The following is a 19,154-nucleotide window of genomic DNA, read 5'->3' as shown; positions in this document are numbered from 1 at the left end:
CTATAAGTGTCATTTACTAACCCAATCCCTGAGCGTCTTAAAGAAGCACGCAAAAAAGCGAAACTCTCCCAAAAAGCTTTGGGGGTGCGTATAGGTATGGATGAAAGCTCCGCAAGCCCGAGAATGAATCAATACGAAAAGGGGAAACATACACCAGATATCAGTACGTTAAAGTCAATTGCAGATGAGCTTGGTGTGCCTTTGAGTTACTTCTTTTGTGAAGATGAGATTTCTGCGGAGTTAGCTGTGAATCTAAATAAGCTCTCTGAAACGGATAAGCAGAAGGTTCTTGAGGTCACAGTGCGGCTTATTGAAGAGTCATTTCAAAATAGTTGTCCTAAAGGGGACTAGCTACGCGAGCCAGCGAAAGGGCACTGGCTCTATTTGTCTTTTAAATACTATTTGCTGTTAAGGTAGTCTAGAACGACTTCATGATGGTCTTTAGTCTTGAACTTATTAAATACATGCTCAAGGTTCCCAGATTCATCGATAAGGAAGCTTGTACGAACCACGCCCATATTCTCACGGCCCATGAACTTCTTAAGTTGCCAAACACCATACTTCTCACAAACTTCGTGCTCTTCATCGGCTAGTAGAGTGAAGTTCAGATCTTGCTTGTTGATAAAGTTGGTCAGCTTTTTCGGGGTGTCTGGACTTAAACCAAGTACAACAACGTTGTGGGCATCTAGTTCAGCTTTCGTGTCTCGAAGTCCTTGAGCTTGAACCGTACAGCCAGGTGTTGAAGCGCGTGGGTAGAAATAAAGTAGTACTTTTTTTCCTTTCAGCTCAGAGAGGGTTACTGGGTTGTTGTCTTGGTCGTTTAATGTGAAATCTGGAGCGATTTGTCCTGCTTCGATAGCCATGGGTTATCCTTACTTTCTTTAATTTACTCTGAATCGAGCTTTGTTATTATTTCAGTGTGTAGTTTTATCTATGCTTGGTGGTGTTGTCTAGTGGTAACTCTAAACTAGGTTTAGTTACCTTCTGAAGTTGCCTTCAACGATGTTATCGGGCCTAGTGTTAACGACTTTATCCATGGCTTTCTCACGCTCTGAAGCAGGAAGCATCTCCATTAGTTCTTGAATCATTTTGATGTGATTAGCTGCTTGGGTAGCTAATGCTTCTTTGTGGCTTTTTGCTTCGTCGTAATATTCTTTTTTCTTTTTATTCGCTAGAGCTCTTTCACCTTTGAGTAACTTTATTTCTTTTTGAAGAACTTCAATGGGGGAGTCACTTGCTTCATCTTGAGCAACTTGTACTTCCAATGACTTATTTTTTATTATCAGAACAACGTCATCATGCCTTCTGAGTGAACCAGCGGAAAGTCCCGCTTCTTTTTCGACATTACTGTTGTTGATTTTGAGCTTGCCCTTCCGTGCTTTACTGCGCAATTCTCTCGATGTTAATTTCGATATATCACCATTCAAAAGTCTTTCCAATGCTTTGATTAGCTTATTTTTAGTTATCTGTGACATTAATAAACAACTCCGCATGGGATAAGTAGACTTTTAACTTCATCTTGAAAAACGACAGGCTCATAGTCGAGACCTAAATCGTCCATAATACGTTCAGCAGCTAGAACTTTCATGTAAGATTCAGAGGCGGTTTGAGGAGTGAGTTCATTGTTTTCAATATCATAAAGCATATGAATTTCCGCTTCTTTACGTTTAGCTTCGGCAAATACAGCATCAACGATATAGTCATTCTTACAGTCTACACATTCCATTAGGTTAACTAGCGTTCGTAGACTACAGGTAGTTGAAGTGCAATACACTCCAGGGGCAACAGCATGAATATGGCGACTTTGGGTTCGAATTTGCTTTTTCCAATAGTTGAGAGACAACATATCGTTATCAATCCTATCCTTGAATAGGTTGCGTTTTTTTTTCATCATGTTCTTAGCAAACTCTTTGCCCTTGCCGCCTGCAACTCTCTCCTTGTTTGCCAATTTCTCATAGATACTTAAATAGACACGGGCTTTTTGGTCGATTCGTTCTTCATCAATTTCGTTCGCAAGTGTCTTTTTCTTTTGCCTGATTTTTTGAAACTTACTGGCATTTTTAGCGTAATGCCGTGTCATTGCCATAGACACATGACTAAATTGCTGTTTGAGTTGTGGGAAATGACAAAGCTCGTAACTAATTAAGTAGTAAGCAAAAGAGCGGCGAAGTTGATGTGGCGTAAACTCGTAATTCTTACCCACTTCAAACGATAAATTGGGATCAGATACTTTTAAGTCAATTAAATCTTCATTGGTTAGCACAAGCTTTTCACCCATTGCGTTTTTGAACCAAGTTGTAGAGTGTTTCCGTATTGAGGATATGCCTAATTTACTGAAATCCCCTCTTGTTTTATGGAAGAAGGATTGTGAGTTGGGGTGTCTCTTTCTAAGTGGCGTATGCAGCGCTTGAAGGACTTCATAAGCTTTCATACCAATCTCAGTGGTGACAAACTCATCTTGTATTGATTGAGAGCCTTTTGCTGTCTTTGAAAGGTTGGCATGGATAACGTATATACTCTGGCGGTCAATGATATCTTCGGAGCAGCCCTGAGCGGTGTTCAGATTATACATTTCATCGCCTCTCATTCCTGTTCGAGTCATTAACCCCCATAGGCAGCCACCGTTGAGCTTTTTAAAAAGCATTTGAGCCTCTGTTAGATTGGTGATTGTCCATTGCCCAATCGTTAGTTTGCGTTCTGAATGGAATTTATCTAAATGAGCGCTAACTATCTCTGGTTTGTGAAGGTTTATGAGAGTCAGAGTCTTTTCTTCATTTGGGGCGTGAATTACTGTGAAGGCTTGTTGAAAAGCAATGGTGCGCTTCTTATTTTCTTTACCCGTCTTACCTAAATACCAGTTGATACTGCCGTTTTCTTTTCTAGCGTCACCACTGACCAGATACTTAGCATAACCTACATAGGCTTTGTCAGTGTAGGTGGTAATGTAATCTGCCAGTTTCCCTAGTTCATGACGAAGAGCGTAAGCTTCATTAATCACCTCTTCCGACTTTTGAAGCCCCATATAGTAGAGCCTTTGTGGAATGACGGTATGTTGTTTAGGTTCTTTAAGGGCTAAGCCAAAATCTGACGCGTTAAGTTTTTTATTAAGGTTAACCTCAAATGGCAAGCCTTTGGCTTCTACATAAAGGCGATTTAACCCGCTGTAAATTTTCCCTCTTTCAAAGTCGATATCGGTACAGCCTGTTAACACCCAAGTTTCGAGTCGGTCAAAGTTAAGCACTGATAGAGTGTTAAGTCCTGCATTTAAAATTGGGTTGATGACTTTCTTAAGGTCAGTTAGCGCATAATAAAGAGTATCAAAAGAATGGTCACGAGGTGAAAGCCACATCATTTTAAGGATGAGCACTATAAGCTCATTTTTTAGGTTGCGCTCAATCACTCTACCATCGTTGGTAAACTCTAGGGTTCGGGGTGTGTTTGCTTGCGGGTCAATATGATACTGCAAGTTTCTCCATGCCTCATCATCGGCAATTTTGCCTAGCGATTCACCTGTCACCGTAAAGCCTATATCAAGAGCTTCGAGTTCATCCCAATCGCCGCGCTCAATCGCTGGCTTTAAGACATCTATTAAGTAATTTGTATGAGCGCCAACGTTTTGTTGTGCTTTAAGAAGCTTGTTTTGGTGTTCTAGGTCAGAGAGTTTTATCATGTGAGCTTCCGTAACTACATAGATAGAATTGCATGGTCGATGGACACTCTTGGATGGCGACCTTGGGTATTGAATTTTTTCATGGCTTCATCGAATACATCATCACTTGCCCCATCCAGCGTACACTCAAACGCTTCGATTTTTTCTAGAGCATCCCCTTTTGAATCAGGGAACATATCAAGCCCTTCCTTAAAAACATCGATGTATGAAATAAGCTTATATATAGCATCAATTTCATCTACCGCTTTGGCAGATTGGCACTTGTGGCACATATCAAACTCGGCGCAAGGTAAGTTTACGCCTAGCGCATAGTTCGTTTCACGCTGTGTATTCTTACCATCAATCATGACTTGTTTCCCATCGCAAGCTATTCCGTTGGGGTTAGTTGTACGCTTTTTCTCACCTTCCTCGTATGTCAGCATCGGAATACCGCGCCTTTTAGCCACAGTGTCTTTTGCTTGCTCTAAATTATTGTCAAAGAGATTTTCGATGACTTCGACACCTTGAGATAGAATGACTTTATTAAGTGATGGAAGCCCGTTTATGTAACTTCTCTCTATTGTTTCTCGCTTGTTTTGGAGCAAGCTTTGAACGGCTTGAATGCCTCCTTCGGCAAAGGTTTGATTGCTGTTCATTTCTCGCCAGCGACTTGATGAAAGAGAGAGATAGTAATGGTTGGATTCAACAGACCATTTCTTAATGAGGCTTGCTGAAATAGGGCTAATGCCTTCCCAACCAGAAGGAACATCAGATTTAGTTCTAGCTAAAAGCAGCCGTTCGTATTTTTTAGGCTGTTTGTCTGCTTTTTCTTTTGCATATAGCTCTATATCTTTGATAAGTGTTAAATCAGAAGCAGGGGCTTTGAAGCATCCCATTTCACCATTTCTATAGTAAAAAGAAACGACAACATTGCCATCGTTATCACTTTCGGAGTAGGTGAGCGGAAGTGAAATTCCTTTAAGCGGCAGGTCTGTGTAACAAGATAAAATGCAGTAGGCACTGTTGGTCGCCCCTTGTGTTGCTTTGGCTTTGGAGAGCGTTTGTATTTCTTTATAAGCAACCGTGCGACCTAAATTATTCACGACCTTCTTTAACGTGATGGCTTGGTGATTTCGGTAGGCGTAAAACAGCTCTTTAAACCAAGGTAGGCTACCAGCCCGATAGGGCGATAGCAGGTGCAGTTGGCTAACGAGATGTTTATTTAGTTCTCCCAAATTAAAATGATCATCGGCTACATCGTGATTATTAAGGGTAAAAATTAACTCAGAACCATCTTCACCACTGCCGTAGAGCTTGGACAAGCGCTCTAATAACTTTATGAACTTCACGCCATCGCGTTTATCAACGTCAAACGGCTCACCCACCAACAGAGCATCGACACCACTACTGGAGCGAGGCTTATAGCTTGAAATCTTGACTACTTGCAGACTCTTATCTCGCTCTCCTGTTTTAACGTCAATTGGGTGGGCGGTTTGTCGAATGTTGCTGTCGTTCAGTGAGGTAAAAAAGCACATTAAGTGATAGGCGGCACCCATCGTAAGGTTAAAGGCCGCGCCAGCATTTACAGCAATGCCCCTTTTGCTTGGTATCCCAGCTCGTGCTTCCAATGATGTCGGGATTTGGATTGTTTCCTCATGCAAGCCAAGGCTTATGATAAAAGGCATGGTTTCTGGTAGAGGGGTATTGTTTTCTTTAGCGGCAATGAGCTGTGGCGCAAGAGTGAAAAATAATGCCTCTAATCGTGTGACCAGAAGCTTTTCTTCCTCATCTGAGTACCCTTTGAACGGCGTTTGTTCTCCTCCAAACGCTCGGTGATTCCTAGCCCAATCGGAAACAGGTAAGCCGCACCATTCAAGCGCAGTGCGAAGGGATGAAAGTAGTCCTACAACACTCGATTCTTTAATGCCTAACTCATCCCCATGAGTGTATTCCCATAGGCGTTTTGAAGGGTTAAGCATCTTGATACGATGTCTTAACTCACCATCGTTGCCTGCATACTTCAAATAACCACTTTCGGTGAATGGGTCAACATTCAGCGCATCACAAAAAACGAGGTAGGCGCGGAAGTTCTCGTAGCATGTTGTGACGGTTCGTGCTGACTTGCCATTGTTGACATATTGCTGAGTTTTTTTGCAAAAATTTCTGATAAATTCGGTTCGGCTGCCTATTTTTTCGTTTTCTTTGTTAGTCCCAAAATACAATAGGTGAGATACATCGAACTGCTCTACCTTTGTTGATTTAGAGCCTTTATAGGGAATCTCAAAATTCAAAGGAATAACATTTTGACTGTTGCGTACACGCTTAACGGATTTGGACTGTCTTGCAATTTTACTTTTCGCCATTATGCCCAACCTCCGTTTATTTTGCGGTTTTTCGCTTTTGCCATGTTGATTTGGTCGTCCAATTTATTCATGAATTTAATGTATTTTTCAGTGGTTGACGTGCTTGCGTGTCCCATTAAATCAGCCAATTCATCCATAAGGAAGTCATAGCTAACAGTACGCTCTTGTGATTCCTGCCAAAGCCAATGAGTTGAAAAGGTAGAACGTAAATCATGAATACGGTAATACCAAGAAGAGTCGAGTTTGCGTATCTGTTTTCGAAGGTTTGAAAAGTGCGTTTCTAAAGTATTACCGGAATATGGCGTCCCTTTATTTGAAATAAATAGGTAATCTACGGCATCTAAAATCTCACCTGCCTGAACAAGTTCATTGCGTTTGCTTAGGTTCGTAAGTCGTGCGTTACTTTCTTTGTATATCTCTAGCTCTTCGTACAGCTCTATGGGAACTTCTACGGTGCGAGGCTTACTGAATTTTGTGCGAGTAATTTTGATTGGTACTGCATCTAAATCACTGTAGTCAGCCTTTCCTATGTTGTGAGCGGGGAAGTGAATTGCTTCATCAATTCTTAGCCCAGCCTCAACACATAGTCGGAAGATTAATTCAGTCGACCTTGGGAGCGAATTGACATGTTCATTAAATAAAGTCTTGTGCTCAGAGGGCATGGGCTTGAGCTTTTTATGGGCGGGTGTGTTTTCTTTTTTAGGAAACATCTTCATGATATTGGATGTTTCATAAGTACGTTTAGAGCTGGGTTTTGTGTGAGCCAACATATCGTGTTGGTCTAACTCTTGATGCACTGTTCCAGTTGTGTAGTGGGTAACAACATTATGATCGTCATTTTTGATGTAGCCGTATTTTTGCATCCATTTATAGAACCCAATCACGGCACTCATATAACTTCTAGCGGTAGATAAACTAAAAGCTTCATCGCCATTAGCACCTTCAATATTATTGCAGTTTGCAAGCAGAAACTCAGAAAATCGCCAAGGAGCCCCTTCTTCTTCATACTTTGAGAGGGTTTTATATGTTAGGTATTCACGTGGAATCTCCACACCATATTGATCAGTTTGGTAGTGGTGAGTTGAATCTAAGTAACGAGTATAAGCCAATAAGCCTTTAGCAATTGATCCTGTATCTTTGACTGCTGCTTCACCACGCAATTTAGACACTAGATATAGAGATTGCGGATAAACAACCGTCCCACCAGGGGTAATGATGATATCGGTTTTCTTTAGACGAGATTTCAGATTGGAAGGAGAAAGGCAGGGAGAGTACGTCACCTCTCCAGATTCAGTATCGGTACTCTCTGAAATTGTCAGCTTTGCTAATGTATCGACCTCGACAGAAAGCAGTCGGTAGTCATCATAAACATCGGAACATTTTTCTTCATGCGTTTCTATCACAAAACTTTCCTCGATATGTTACCCACATATCAAAGATAGATTTGTCATAAAAAAACATCAAGGTTTTCCGTCATGAGAAATTTCTAAGGGTGAATTTTTTCTCGCCCCAAACGCCAAACTGTTCAGCAACGCTGTGGTCTTCATCAGATAGCAGGGTGAAGTTTAGAGATTTCTTCTCAACGAAGTTTGGTAGACGTTTTACTGGGTCAACACTCACACCTAGAACAACCACGTTTAGGTCATCAAGCTGTGTTTTGATATCACGCAGGCCTTCCGCTTGCACAATACAACCTGGAGTCATTGCTTTAGGGTAAAAATAGAAAAGTACTTTTTTACCTTTGAAGTCACCAAGAGATACGATATTGCCATCTTGATCTGGAAGAGAAAAAGCAGGTGCTGGAACACCAGCCGTTAGCGTATTCATGACATTTCCTTTTTAAAGACTGTTTTTGATAAAGTTGAGCGAGCCTTGGACTGATAGGCTCTGACACAGCGAATCGAATTCTTCTTGTAGCTGCATCAAATTACATTCTGATTGCACAGAAGCGGTAATAGAGATATGGAATTGGTCGTTGTCGAGTTGAACCTTAGATTTATTGATGGTTCGTGCACTTAACGAATCGAGGCCGATGTTTCGGTCTGCGAAGAACTGGGTAAACTGCTCAGTAAGTCCGATTTTATCGTCTGACTCAACGAACACCTCTACTGTGTAAGAGTTCTCAATAACATCATGAGTTGAGGTTCGCTTCATAATCGTAATCAAGTCGTGCTCTTGTCCAAGCAAGGGCAAGGTGGTTTCAACGCGGGTAATGTTGTTTGCCTTTCCAGACAGCAGCATGATAAGCGTAAATTCTTCGCCAAACAGGGCGATACGGCTATCAATAATGTTACAGCCTGATTGGGTGACTAAATGAACCACTTGGTTGCATACACCTGGGCGATCAGTGCCCACAGCTGTGATTACTAGATGTTGAGTCATAAAATCACGTCTCTTTACTTTATATTCCATTGATTCATGCATGTTAGCACAGTTAGCTCGTGGAATAAGCGTGCGTGCGGGGCTTTTTATGTGCGACCTTGCTTCGAACATGCAACCAATGATAAGAATATCGAGCGCGTTAAAAAATGAGATAGAGCGATGAGAGCACAGCTTACTTGTTACTGACATCCAGTGATGTGCTATCCGCTAGATTGAGTGCAGGTTACCCAAATTCTAGGTAGAACGCCGTTAGAAGTCGTTTTACCTCAAACATACGACAATATTTAATGCAGATGTTGCCGGTAAGCCACTTTAATGTCTTGTGTTTATTGATTGGCTTACAGTAACATGCAAAAAGAATAAATTAAGGGAGATAGACATGTTTTCAGGAAGTATCGTTGCGCTAGTTACGCCATTTAATACAGATGGTGAAGTGGATTTCGACAGCCTTAAAAAGTTAGTTGAGCACCATATTGCTGCAGGTAGTGATGGTCTGGTTGCGGTTGGCACAACAGGTGAGTCTTCAACACTCACTATTGAAGAGCATGTCAAAGTCGTCAACAAGATCGTTGAATTTGCTGATGGTCGTATTCCCGTTATCGCTGGTACAGGTGCAAATGCAACTCATGAATCTGTTCTATTCAGCCGTTTGTTGAATGGTTCTGGTATTGCTGGTTGCCTGAGCGTAACGCCTTACTACAACAAACCGACTCAAGAAGGTTTGTACCAACACTACAAAGCGATTGCTGAAGTCAGTGACGTTCCACAAATTCTATACAATGTTCCAGGTCGTACTGCGGTAGACTTGTTGCCAGAAACGGTTGCTCGTCTTGCTGAGATCGAAAACATCGTTGCACTGAAAGATGCGACGGGTGATCTCGACAGAATTGCAATTCACCGTGAACTTTGTGGCGAAGACTTTATCTTACTAAGTGGTGATGACTTAACAGGCCTAGAATTTGTTAAGCGTGGTGGCGATGGCGTGATCTCTGTAACGAACAATGTTGCAGCCGCTGATATGGCAACCATGTTCAAGCTAGCAAAAGAAGGTAAGTTTGAAGAAGCGGAAGCGATCAATGAGCGTTTGATGCCTCTACATAAGAATTTGTTCGTTGAGTCTAACCCTATTCCCGTAAAATGGGCGGTTCATAAAATGGGTCTGATTGCTGAAGGTGGCTTACGTCTACCGCTGACTGAACTGTCAGAGCCAGCTCAACCTGTTGTTGCTCAAGCAATGACTGAAGCGTGCATTTACTAAAACGTATGAAGTGATGCCGAAGCGAACCTTCGGCATTTAGGAGTATAAATGAAGTATTCTCACCAGCTAGTGATTGGGTCACTGGCTGTTTTCGTTCTTACAGCATGTTCTGGCAACCCGACTCAACGTCGCCAAGCCAAAGATGATTTCGAATACTTAGAAACACCTGAGTTTTCACAATGGCAATTGCCTGTAGATGCTCAGCCTCAGTTCTACCCAAATTTTGACATCCCAAGCGGTGAATTCAGTGGTGGTACTGGTCGTGAAGTGGATATTCGTCCACCGCAACAGGTTCTTGAACTGATCCCGGGTGCTCGTGCTGAGCGTCAAAACGGTGAAGTGACACTATGGCTTCTTCGCGCAGAAGAGGCAGACCGCGTGTGGCAAACGGCTGTAGATATGCTGGCTCAACGTGGTATTGGTATTCGTGAGCAATCAGAGAATGAGATTGAGACCGATTGGGTAACTTGGGTTTCTGAAGATGAAGACGTAGAGATTGGTAGTCGTTACTCTATCTCTCGCTTCCAAGCAAACAACCGTCATGGCTTCAAGATTAATCTGATTGATTGGCGTGAAGGTACTGAAGAGAAAACAGTAACGGCAACCAATAAAGAGCGTTACAACGCGTTCCTGACCAACCTAGTTATGGCTAAGTACGATGAAAACCTTCGTGCTGAAGCGGCGCTGAAAGCGCAAGAGTTGGTGAAGCGTATTCCAATTTCAATGGGTGCTGACCGTAGTGGTTTCCCTGTGATTATTGCTCGTACGCCATACAATGTATTCTGGCAGCGTCTGCCTAACTTGTTGCCTGAAATGGGCTTTGAGCTTGAAGAACGCAATCAATCTCAGGGTACGGTGAAGGCGAAGTACGCAGCACCAGATGATGAGTTCTGGGAAGAAATTGGCCTACAGCCTATCGACTTAGCGCCAGGCACTTACAACTTCCTATTTGGTGACCTTGGCAACCGTACGTCAATCAACGTAACGGATGCATCAGGTAAGCCAGTAGAAGAAGAGCTGCTTAAGTCTATGGTTCCGGTATTAGCGCATATTGCTGACCAAACCAAAGATGACAAAGAAGCGAAAGCTGAGTAGTCATTCAAGCCGTCACAAGCTGAGTTAAATCAGCCTTGTGATTAGCAAAAGCAAATAAAAAAGAGGACACACTGTGTCCTCTTTTTTATTGTATTCGTTGTCATCAGGCTACATTGGTCAATCAAAATTGGTCAATCAAGCTGATTAGCCAAAGCAAAAGGCTATGCGTCTTTATTGTCTTTGGATTCTTCTTTTTCAGCTTTCTCTTGGTTAAGTTTATCCAAGCGATTGAGCTTATCTAAATCTCGCTCAGTTTTACCACGCCCCGTCAGATCCATATTGGCTGTCTGTTTGAGCGCTGCGATGTTACCCACAACAACGCTAACTACGATGATGATGATAACCCAAGGGTTTGTAAGCCACTCCAACATAAGCGCTCCTAATGACTGATATTCGCTACGAAGCGTGCATAGATCTCGTCTAGCTGCTCCATAATAATCTCATACCCTAATACTGGCTTAGATTGGAGTTGCTTGCCAAGTAAAGTCGGAGATAACTGTGATAAACACGACTCCGATACTTTGCGATGGCTGATATGCCATGGTTCGATCGCCACACCACCCAAATCTTGGCTGTAAGGAAAGAAGAAACCAAATTGTGCAGCATGAACTGATAGCCATTGGTAAAACGATTGCTGGTGGCCAGTAAGGTATTCCCATGGTTCTAATTGCAGATGTATGCCTTCAGGTAAGTGGTTACGAGCAAAGACATCGAAGTCACAACCCCAATGATGACGACTCGCGCCGGGAAGCGCAGACCATCTCAGGATAGCCGATAGCTTTTGTTGTTCGGTCAGTTTTGAAGCATCAAGAGGTTGGCTTTCTGAATCTAATATCGGAGCTTCGCCAGAAAACTTACGGTTCCAAATCAGAGATTGCCTTTCATAGTCGCGAAAGCCACTGGCAATCTCCATTTTAAAACCAGCGAGCTGAGCAGCTTCAATCAAATTATTCAGGTCATTCTTAACCTCACTGTGGACCAAGAAGGTCTTGGTGCCGATCAGGCTAGGCTCTAGATGAGAATCTGATTGTCCGGTAAGCTGCTCTGGTGTCATAACGAGTCTCTCAATAATTGGATGCTATGAATCGCTGATGAAAGACTATTTAGCGAATAGGTTCACTAATGTTCTTTCGTACATGTCAGTTAGTTTCTCTAGATCCGCCACTTTCACGCATTCGTTAACCTTGTGAATCGTTGCGTTAACAGGACCTAGTTCAACCACTTGTCCGCCCATACGTGCAATAAAGCGACCATCAGATGTACCGCCAGTCGTTAGCAGTGCTGGTTTCACATCATTGACGTGACCTACTGCATCGACAATAGCATCAAGCAGTGAACCTGCGTCTGTTAAGAACGGGTCGCCATTGAATGTCCATCTTAGGTCGTATTCGAAATCATACTTGTCGAGTGTCGTTGTGATGCGCTCAACGATGATGTCGTTGCTTAACTCTGTACTAAAGCGTAGGTTAAACTGAACATTAAACTCACCAGGGATCACGTTTGAAGCACCAGTACCCGCACTCACATTTGGAATTTGGAAACTGGTTGGCGGGAAGTAATCATTACCTTTATCCCACTCAGTTGTTGCTAGCTCATTAATAGCAAGCAGAGAGCTGTGTACTGGGTTGTTTGCTAGGTGAGGGTAGGCAACATGACCTTGTGTGCCTTTAATCGTTAGGTCGCCAGTGATAGAGCCACGACGGCCGTTCTTCACGACATCACCCACGAACTCAGTGCTCGATGGTTCACCAACGATACACATATCGATGTTTTCACCGCGCGCCATTAATGCTTCAACAACACGTACAGTACCGTTGATGAAAGGACCTTCCTCATCTGAAGTGATCAGGAAACCAATTGAGCCTGTGTGGTCTGGGTGTTTGGCAATGAACTGCTCGACGGCAACAATCATTGAAGCCAGAGAGCCTTTCATATCAGCAGCGCCACGGCCATGTAGGAAACCGTCTACGATAGTCGGTTCGAATGGCTTAGTGTTCCACTGTTCGATTGGGCCTGCAGGTACCACATCAGTGTGACCAGCAAAAGCAAACAGAGGTGCTTCAGTACCACGACGAGCCCAGAAGTTGGTCGTATCTTCAAATACCATCACTTCGATTTCAAAACCGAGTGCTTTTAAGCGTTCAATCATCAGGTCTTGGCAGCCTGCATCTTCTGGTGTTACCGATTGACGGCTGATTAGGTCTTTTGCCAGAGCCAAAGTTGGGCTATCTGTCATCCTTGAATTCCTTGTTTAAATAAAACGTCTAGTCATTAATTTTTAGAAGCTGATTCAATGATCAACGTCCAGTTGTCTGTCTATGTAAATACAACGATCTAAGCAAAAATAGCCGCGTATTGGTCGGCTTTAAATCCGATGTGAAGCTTACCTTCAACTTTTAAGATTGGGCGCTTGATCATGGCAGGTTGTTCAACTAGCAAAGTCACCGCTTTTTCTTCTGTTAGGGTGTCTTTCTGTTCTTGAGAAAGTTGGCGATAAGTCGTACCACGTTTGTTTAGCACAAGCTCCCAACCTAGCTCAGAGCAGAAGCTTGTTACTAGCTCTTCTGTGATGCCTTGTTTGCGATAATCGTGAAATTCGAACTCGATACCTTCAGCTTCGAGCCATTTCTTTGCTTTTTTAATGGTGTCGCAATTTGGGATACCAAACATGGTGATAGTCATTATTCTTCCTTTGAGTGATTTTATTTCATTGTTATGAGTTGAATCCTATCAGGAAGCAGCAACTCAGACAAAATAGAGTGATGAATATTTCATAGAGTGAAAAAAAAGCGTAAGAAAATGTCACTATTGGAGACTTATTGATCAGCCTCAACATGTTGTCAGCGAAAAAAGAAATAATTGAGCTGCACATATATAGGAGGTGTCAATGGAGTTGAGTCCTGTTTTTGCAAGGCGGCTATATTTAGCATTGTTAGTGGAAAGCCTTGATAGGCCAAATGTGCCTAAACTCATCGAAAAAACGGGGTGGCCTCGTCGTACTATTCAAGATGTACTCAAGGCGTTACCGGGGATCGGTATCGAACTTATGTTTGTTCAAGATGGGCGACGTCATAATGATGGCTATTACCAGTTATCCGACTGGGGGCCATTTGACAGTCAATGGGTTATCCAGCGTAAAGGCGATATAGCAACAAGCCTTGGATTTAGTGCATAAGCCAGCGAAAGCTGGCTTTCTTTTGGGTGTCATAAAATCAAAGCATATCGATATGCCGCTTTAGTTGCTTACTCGCACAGGTAGGCGGTACCAAGCATAGTCACGGAAGTGCTGAAATCTTGGGGTAGGGTAAAGATGACGGTGTCTGCGCCTAGCTCAATGGCATTCGATTTAAGCTCATTCATCGCACCTTGAATCAGGGCGTCATTGGGAAAGAACAAGTAGCTGTACCAATGACCTTCGCTGCCAGTGATTTCCCCTTTATACTCACACTGCTCGATGTTAATCAGGCCGTGGTAATCCATTTGTACCTTGTCCGCTTTACTATGAGGCGTTGATGTGGGTTTGGTACACCCGAGTAACATGCCACTCATAGCCAAAGCGACTAATTCCTTTTTCATACGTTTACCCTGCTATTGCATCAAATAAATCGCGAAGCCTACCCAGCTTGCGAACAGTAGTAACCACGGCAGTTTAGTGGCGTGATTTGATGGTGTTTCAACACTTGTTTCGATCGTGTCTTCTTGGTGTTGATTAGCTTGTTGAGTCTGTTTTTCTTTCTGTACGCGCTTCTTCGCTTTATCGGCTTGGCGGCTGCGTTCTTTTTGCTGTTTCTTGTACAGTGCGATGCCTTTCTCGATACCCTGAGCAATCAGTTTAGTTTGTTCTTTGGTTTGAGCTGGCTTTTGAGTCGCTTTGGCTATCTTCAGTGCTTCCTGTTGAGATTCAACAGAGGGCGTATTAGTTTTGTTTTTCATACTGAGTTCGACAATTAAAACGGATTGGCTACTAAGATAACGCAAAGCTAGTTAAGTATGAATGATTTGCGTTAAAGTGTTGGTTTGAAAATAAGTGAAAGTGAGATTTGTGCGGTACTCCATAGAACAATACGACAAGCACGGCTTTTTGAAAGCTCCAATCTTGCTCTGGCTAGGTTGGTTGTTTCTTGCGAAAGCCTTGGTCGTTTTCATTGTTGCAGGCGCAAGCCGAGAATCGGGAACCGATATTCTTGAGATAATCTACCCAGACCATCAGATGTTTTATGTCGGGATCGCGTTGAGTGTGCCTAGTTTGCTGCTGATGTGGTTATTTGGGCTAAGATCGCCAGATAGAAAGCGCCTTAACAAAGTCGTGTCATGGGGACGTTGGGTTACCATGATGGCTATCTTGGCACAGGGCTCCCATACGATTTATTTAATCTATTTGGATAACGGATGGTTCCGTTGGTCAAATGGCATCACCCTATTGTTGCTGCTGTGGTTAGCGCTTTATCTAACCAATAGCCATGCTGCAAGGGATTGCTTTAAAGTGGTTGAGCTCGAAGACTGATTCTCATCAAAACATTTGTCCCATTCACAATTATACTTAGAAGCTAAAACTGGAAGGAATAATCTATGCTTAATGTTTCAAATGAGCAGCCTAACGTTCAAAGTGCTATTTTGCCTGAAGCTGGGCCTTTCGCGCTTTACGTTCAACTTAAAGTGAACGCTAATACTGCTAATGTACTAGCAGAAATTCAAAAGCTTCCGACTCTAATCGACGAACTAAACCAAACTCAGCCTGATGCGAACTTAACGGCATCGGTTGCGTTCTCAAAAGCTTTTTGGGATAGGTTCGAGCAAGCAGCGCCCGCTGATTTGATCGACTTCCCTGTGCTGGGTGAAGGTGATATCACAGCACCGAGCACACTGTCTGACGTTCTGATTCACTGTCATTCAAACCGACATGATCTGCACTTCTTTATCTTGCGTAAATTGCTATCTGAAGTAGCAGCTGATGTTGAAGTGGTTGATGAAACTTACGGTTATCGCTTCCTAGACTCTCGTGACATGACGGACTTCGTTGATGGTACTGAAAACCCGAAAGACGCACAGCGCGCTGAAGTCGCGATTGTTCCTGAAGGTGAATTTGCGGGTGGTAGCTACGTGATGGTGCAGCGCTTTGTTCATAACCTTCCAGCTTGGAACCGATTGAATGTATCGGCGCAGGAAAAAGTGGTTGGTCGTACTAAGCCTGATTCAATCGAGCTCGATGATGTTCCAGCAGCGTCTCACGTTGGTCGTGTAGATATCAAAGAAGAAGGCAAGGGGCTTAAGATTGTTCGCCACAGTCTACCTTACGGTACTGCTACGGGCGACCACGGCTTATTGTTCATTGCTTACTGTAACGTTCGTCATAACTTCGATGCGATGTTAGAGAGCATGTACGGCGTAACTGATGGCAAAACAGACCAACTGCTTCGCTTTACTAAAGCGGTGACTGGCGCGTATTACTTTGCTCCTTCAACTGAGATGTTGAGTGCATTAACGATTAAGTAAGTCGTCTCAAAAAGAATAAACAAAGGGAGCCTCAGGGCTCCTTTTTTATTAAAGCTTTATATGAATTGGTCGATATAAGAGCAATCGTGAGTTTTATTCCTCTTTTTGTAAGCGAAGGTCTATGGCTATAACTGTTAATACCAATGTCTCAGCGCTGGTGGCCCAGAGAAACCTCTCTAATGCCAATAACATGCTGAACCAATCTTTGGAGCGCTTGGCTTCAGGGAGTCGTATTAACAGCGCTAAAGACGATGCTGCAGGGCTACAAATTTCGAACCGCTTGGAAGCGCAGATGAGTGGTATTGATGTCGCTGTGCGTAATGCGAATGATGGTATATCTATCATGCAAACCGCTGAAGGCGCGATGAATGAAACCACCAATATCATGCAGCGCATGCGCGACTTGTCTCTACAAGCAAGCAACGGTTCAAATAGCCAGTCGGAAAGAACGGCGATTCAAGAAGAGATTACCGCCTTAAACGATGAGCTGAATCGTATTGCAGAGACCACTTCTTTTGGTGGCAAAAAACTTCTCAATGGTAATTTTGGTAGTACGTCATTTCAGATTGGTGGCAGTTCGGGCGAAGCTGTGCAGATTGGTTTGAAAAGCATGCGTACTGATGACATCAACATGGGCGGCTTTAGCTACGTTGCTAATGGCATGGCCAGTGATTCATGGGAAGTGAAATCAAACCAGAATGATATGACGATGTCGTTTACCGATCGTTTTGGTCAGCCACAAGAGATCACCATCAACGCGAAAGCGGGCGATGATATCGAAGAGTTGGCGACTTACATTAATGGTCAAACGGATCTCTTATCGGCTTCTGTTAATGATGACGGACAACTTCAGATTTATATGTCAGGTGAAGATACCGCGGGTACCATCTCTTTTTCAGGTTCATTAGCCAGTGAGCTTTCGATGTCAGCGGGCTATTACGAGTCAGTTAATGACATCAATGTAACGGATGTGGGTGGTGCTCAGCGCGCCGTCTCTATTTTGGATACGGCGATGAAGTATGTCGATAGCCATCGCTCTGAATTAGGGGCAATGCAAAACCGCTTTGATCATGCCATTAACAATCTTGAAAACGTTCATGAGAATTTGGCGACATCAAACAGTCGAATCAAAGATACCGACTACGCCAAAGAAACCACTCAAATGCTCAAGCAACAAATACTGCAGCAAGTGAGCACAACGATACTTGCTCAAGCCAAGCAAGCGCCGAATCTAGCTTTAACGTTATTAGGTTAATGAATTACCTACAATCTTATAAAAGCATTTCAGCTTGGTCGGTGCTTTTTGGCGAATAAAAATACAATTTCTCACTCGACTGACTTCCCGGCAACTTTAGCGATTTTCTCATCTTTTTTCGATAATTTTACGACCAGTCACGCTTTCTTCTGTTTTACCGCTATTTCTTTAAATTTGTTGTTTTTTTCCTAAAGGTTTCGCCAATCACGCCGTTATTAAAAGTAACTTAGAGATAACTACTTGGTTTTCCGAGACGTCGGAAACCGCTATACCGGAAAATCAATTGGAGAAGTCACCATGGCAGTGAATGTAAATACAAACGTTTCAGCGATGACAGCGCAACGTTACCTAAACAACGCAAACAGCGCACAACAAACATCAATGGAGCGTCTAGCTTCAGGCTCAAAAATCAACAGCGCAAAAGATGACGCTGCTGGCCTACAAATCTCGAACCGTTTGAACGTTCAAAGTCGTGGTCTTGATGTTGCTGTACGTAACGCGAACGACGGTATCTCAATTGCACAAACAGCTGAAGGTGCAATGAACGAGACGACTAACATCCTGCAACGTATGCGTGATTTGTCTCTACAATCTTCAAACGGCTCAAACTCAAAATCTGAGCGTGTAGCGATTCAAGAAGAAGTAACAGCACTGAACGACGAGCTAAACCGTATCGCGGAAACGACGTCTTTTGGTGGTAACAAGCTACTTAACGGTACTCACGGTACTAAATCATTCCAAATCGGTGCGGATAACGGTGAAGCGGTAATGCTTCAACTGAAAGACATGCGCTCTGATAACGCTCAGATGGGTGGTAAGAGCTACCAAACTGAGAACGCTAAAGACAAAGACTGGAACGTACAAGCGGGCTCTAACGACCTAAAATTGTCGTTCACTGACAACTTTGGTCAAGCACAAGAAATCGACATCAGCGCAAAAGCGGGTGACGACATCGAAGAGCTAGCGACTTACATCAACGGTCAGCAAGATTCTGTTAAAGCGTCTGTGACTGAAGACGGCAAGCTACAAATGTTCACTGGTAACAACAAAGTGAGCGGCGACGTGTCTTTCTCTGGTGGTCTTGCTGGTGAGCTAGGCATTCAAGCGGGTAAAGACGTAACCGTTGATACTATCGACGTAACGTCTGTTGGCGGCGCACAAGAGTCTGTAGCAGTAATCGATGCAGCACTTAAGTACGTAGACAGCCACCGTGCGGAGTTAGGTGCTTTCCAAAACCGTTTTGACCACGCTATCAGCAACTTAGACAACATTAACGAGAACGTTAATGCATCTAAGAGCCGTATTAAAGATACCGATTTCGCGAAAGAAACGACTCAGATGACTAAGTCTCAGATCCTTTCTCAAGCTTCAAGCTCGATTCTTGCTCAAGCGAAGCAAGCTCCGAACTCGGCACTTAGCCTACTAGGTTAATCGATTAAAAAGCCACGTTGACTTATTAAGCGTTATTGAATCATAAGTGTTAACGTAAGGCTTCCACAAATTAGCTCGTGGTGAGAGATGAGCGCTAAACAGACCCAGCTTCGGCTGGGTTTTTTATTGCCTGAAATTTGGAGAAGAGAGGGGAGTTGTGGTGTTGGTAGTTGATTGGAAAGCGAGATTCCCTATCACGTTCGTGCCTCACTGTAGGGAATGACGGGA

20 protein-coding genes and 1 pseudogene are annotated in these 19,154 nt (G+C 43.3%); 8 read left to right on the top strand and 13 right to left on the bottom strand.

Annotated elements, in window-relative coordinates; translation table 11 throughout:
- Positions 1–6 precede the first annotated feature (6 nt).
- Complete coding sequence (locus tag AB4585_RS06405) at positions 7–351, top strand: helix-turn-helix domain-containing protein (protein WP_016800146.1); 345 nt, start codon at positions 7–9, stop codon at positions 349–351.
- Between the two features lie 47 nt (positions 352–398).
- Here the strand turns inward: AB4585_RS06405 and bcp (AB4585_RS06400) are convergent, their stop codons facing one another.
- From bcp (AB4585_RS06400) to AB4585_RS06370, 7 genes and pseudogenes are all read right to left on the bottom strand, one after another.
- Positions 399–863, bottom strand: coding sequence for a thioredoxin-dependent thiol peroxidase (gene bcp / locus AB4585_RS06400; protein WP_102336672.1), 465 nt, complete (start codon positions 861–863; stop codon positions 399–401).
- 114 nt (positions 864–977) lie between these two features.
- Complete coding sequence (locus AB4585_RS06395; RefSeq protein ID WP_372169431.1) at positions 978–1,475, bottom strand: bacterioferritin comigratory protein; 498 nt, start codon at positions 1,473–1,475, stop codon at positions 978–980.
- The gene (locus AB4585_RS06390; protein ID WP_372169430.1) at positions 1,475–3,670 is read right to left on the bottom strand and encodes a site-specific integrase; all 2,196 of its coding nucleotides are present in this window, start codon (positions 3,668–3,670) and stop codon (positions 1,475–1,477) included. Before AB4585_RS06390 ends, AB4585_RS06395 begins: the two co-directional genes overlap by 1 nt.
- Positions 3,671–3,684: 14 nt before the next feature.
- Complete coding sequence (locus AB4585_RS06385) at positions 3,685–6,012, bottom strand: hypothetical protein (RefSeq protein WP_372169429.1); 2,328 nt, start codon at positions 6,010–6,012, stop codon at positions 3,685–3,687.
- Entirely contained in the window at positions 6,012–7,415 is a 1,404-nt protein-coding gene (locus AB4585_RS06380; RefSeq protein WP_372169428.1) for a tyrosine-type recombinase/integrase, read from the bottom strand. Before AB4585_RS06380 ends, AB4585_RS06385 begins: the two co-directional genes overlap by 1 nt.
- Positions 7,416–7,506: 91 nt before the next feature.
- Positions 7,507–7,839, bottom strand: a pseudogene (gene bcp / locus AB4585_RS06375) (thioredoxin-dependent thiol peroxidase); the annotation flags it as partial.
- Positions 7,840–7,851: 12 nt separating this feature from the next.
- The gene (locus tag AB4585_RS06370) at positions 7,852–8,394 is read right to left on the bottom strand and encodes a glycine cleavage system protein R (protein ID WP_017060705.1); all 543 of its coding nucleotides are present in this window, start codon (positions 8,392–8,394) and stop codon (positions 7,852–7,854) included.
- Between the two features lie 379 nt (positions 8,395–8,773).
- On the opposite strand from AB4585_RS06370, the gene dapA reads away from it, so the two are divergent.
- Positions 8,774–9,652, top strand: a complete 879-nt coding sequence (dapA, locus tag AB4585_RS06365; RefSeq protein WP_017060704.1) for a 4-hydroxy-tetrahydrodipicolinate synthase — start codon at positions 8,774–8,776, stop codon at positions 9,650–9,652.
- A 48-nt stretch (positions 9,653–9,700) separates the two neighbouring features.
- Positions 9,701–10,747, top strand: a complete 1,047-nt coding sequence (bamC, locus tag AB4585_RS06360) for an outer membrane protein assembly factor BamC (RefSeq protein WP_017060703.1) — start codon at positions 9,701–9,703, stop codon at positions 10,745–10,747.
- 161 nt (positions 10,748–10,908) lie between these two features.
- On the opposite strand, the gene AB4585_RS06355 is transcribed toward bamC, so the two are convergent.
- The 4 genes from AB4585_RS06355 to AB4585_RS06340 form a co-directional block, all read right to left on the bottom strand.
- Positions 10,909–11,118, bottom strand: coding sequence for a DUF2897 family protein (locus AB4585_RS06355; RefSeq protein ID WP_019821638.1), 210 nt, complete (start codon positions 11,116–11,118; stop codon positions 10,909–10,911).
- 8 nt (positions 11,119–11,126) lie between these two features.
- Positions 11,127–11,801: a M15 family metallopeptidase gene (locus AB4585_RS06350; protein ID WP_017063385.1), complete on the bottom strand. Its 675-nt coding sequence runs from the start codon at positions 11,799–11,801 to the stop codon at positions 11,127–11,129.
- A 45-nt stretch (positions 11,802–11,846) separates the two neighbouring features.
- Positions 11,847–12,983: a succinyl-diaminopimelate desuccinylase gene (gene dapE / locus AB4585_RS06345; protein ID WP_017060700.1), complete on the bottom strand. Its 1,137-nt coding sequence runs from the start codon at positions 12,981–12,983 to the stop codon at positions 11,847–11,849.
- Positions 12,984–13,081: 98 nt separating this feature from the next.
- Positions 13,082–13,429 carry an ArsC family reductase gene (locus tag AB4585_RS06340; RefSeq protein ID WP_017060699.1) on the bottom strand — a complete coding sequence of 116 codons (348 nt, stop codon included), beginning with the start codon at positions 13,427–13,429 and terminating at the stop codon, positions 13,082–13,084.
- Between the two features lie 205 nt (positions 13,430–13,634).
- On the opposite strand from AB4585_RS06340, the gene AB4585_RS06335 reads away from it, so the two are divergent.
- Entirely contained in the window at positions 13,635–13,922 is a 288-nt protein-coding gene (locus tag AB4585_RS06335) for a helix-turn-helix domain-containing protein (RefSeq protein ID WP_004734273.1), read from the top strand.
- Between the two features lie 68 nt (positions 13,923–13,990).
- Here the strand turns inward: AB4585_RS06335 and AB4585_RS06330 are convergent, their stop codons facing one another.
- Both AB4585_RS06330 and AB4585_RS06325 read right to left on the bottom strand, forming a co-directional pair.
- A complete protein-coding gene (locus AB4585_RS06330; RefSeq protein ID WP_017063387.1) occupies positions 13,991–14,323 on the bottom strand; it encodes a DUF4156 domain-containing protein in 333 nt (110 codons plus the stop codon).
- Positions 14,324–14,335: 12 nt separating this feature from the next.
- Complete coding sequence (locus AB4585_RS06325) at positions 14,336–14,680, bottom strand: DUF2956 domain-containing protein (protein WP_017060697.1); 345 nt, start codon at positions 14,678–14,680, stop codon at positions 14,336–14,338.
- Positions 14,681–14,789: 109 nt separating this feature from the next.
- Between AB4585_RS06325 and AB4585_RS06320 the strand changes: the two genes are divergently transcribed.
- From AB4585_RS06320 to AB4585_RS06305, 4 genes are all read left to right on the top strand, one after another.
- Positions 14,790–15,251, top strand: coding sequence for a DUF2919 domain-containing protein (locus AB4585_RS06320; protein ID WP_017060696.1), 462 nt, complete (start codon positions 14,790–14,792; stop codon positions 15,249–15,251).
- A gap of 65 nt (positions 15,252–15,316) precedes the next feature.
- The gene (locus AB4585_RS06315; protein ID WP_372169427.1) at positions 15,317–16,240 is read left to right on the top strand and encodes a Dyp-type peroxidase; all 924 of its coding nucleotides are present in this window, start codon (positions 15,317–15,319) and stop codon (positions 16,238–16,240) included.
- A gap of 121 nt (positions 16,241–16,361) precedes the next feature.
- Positions 16,362–17,495: a flagellin gene (locus AB4585_RS06310; protein ID WP_372058932.1), complete on the top strand. Its 1,134-nt coding sequence runs from the start codon at positions 16,362–16,364 to the stop codon at positions 17,493–17,495.
- 297 nt (positions 17,496–17,792) lie between these two features.
- Positions 17,793–18,926 (top strand): flagellin, encoded by a 1,134-nt coding sequence (locus tag AB4585_RS06305; protein ID WP_372056246.1) that lies wholly within the window; start codon positions 17,793–17,795, stop codon positions 18,924–18,926.
- Positions 18,927–19,154 lie beyond the last annotated feature (228 nt).

The sequence above is a fragment of the Vibrio sp. 10N.222.49.C9 genome, assembly GCF_041474985.1.
GTDB lineage: Bacteria > Pseudomonadota > Gammaproteobacteria > Enterobacterales > Vibrionaceae > Vibrio > Vibrio crassostreae_C.
Note: the sequence above shows the minus strand (reverse complement) of the source record. Positions and strands in the feature narration are given on the sequence as shown.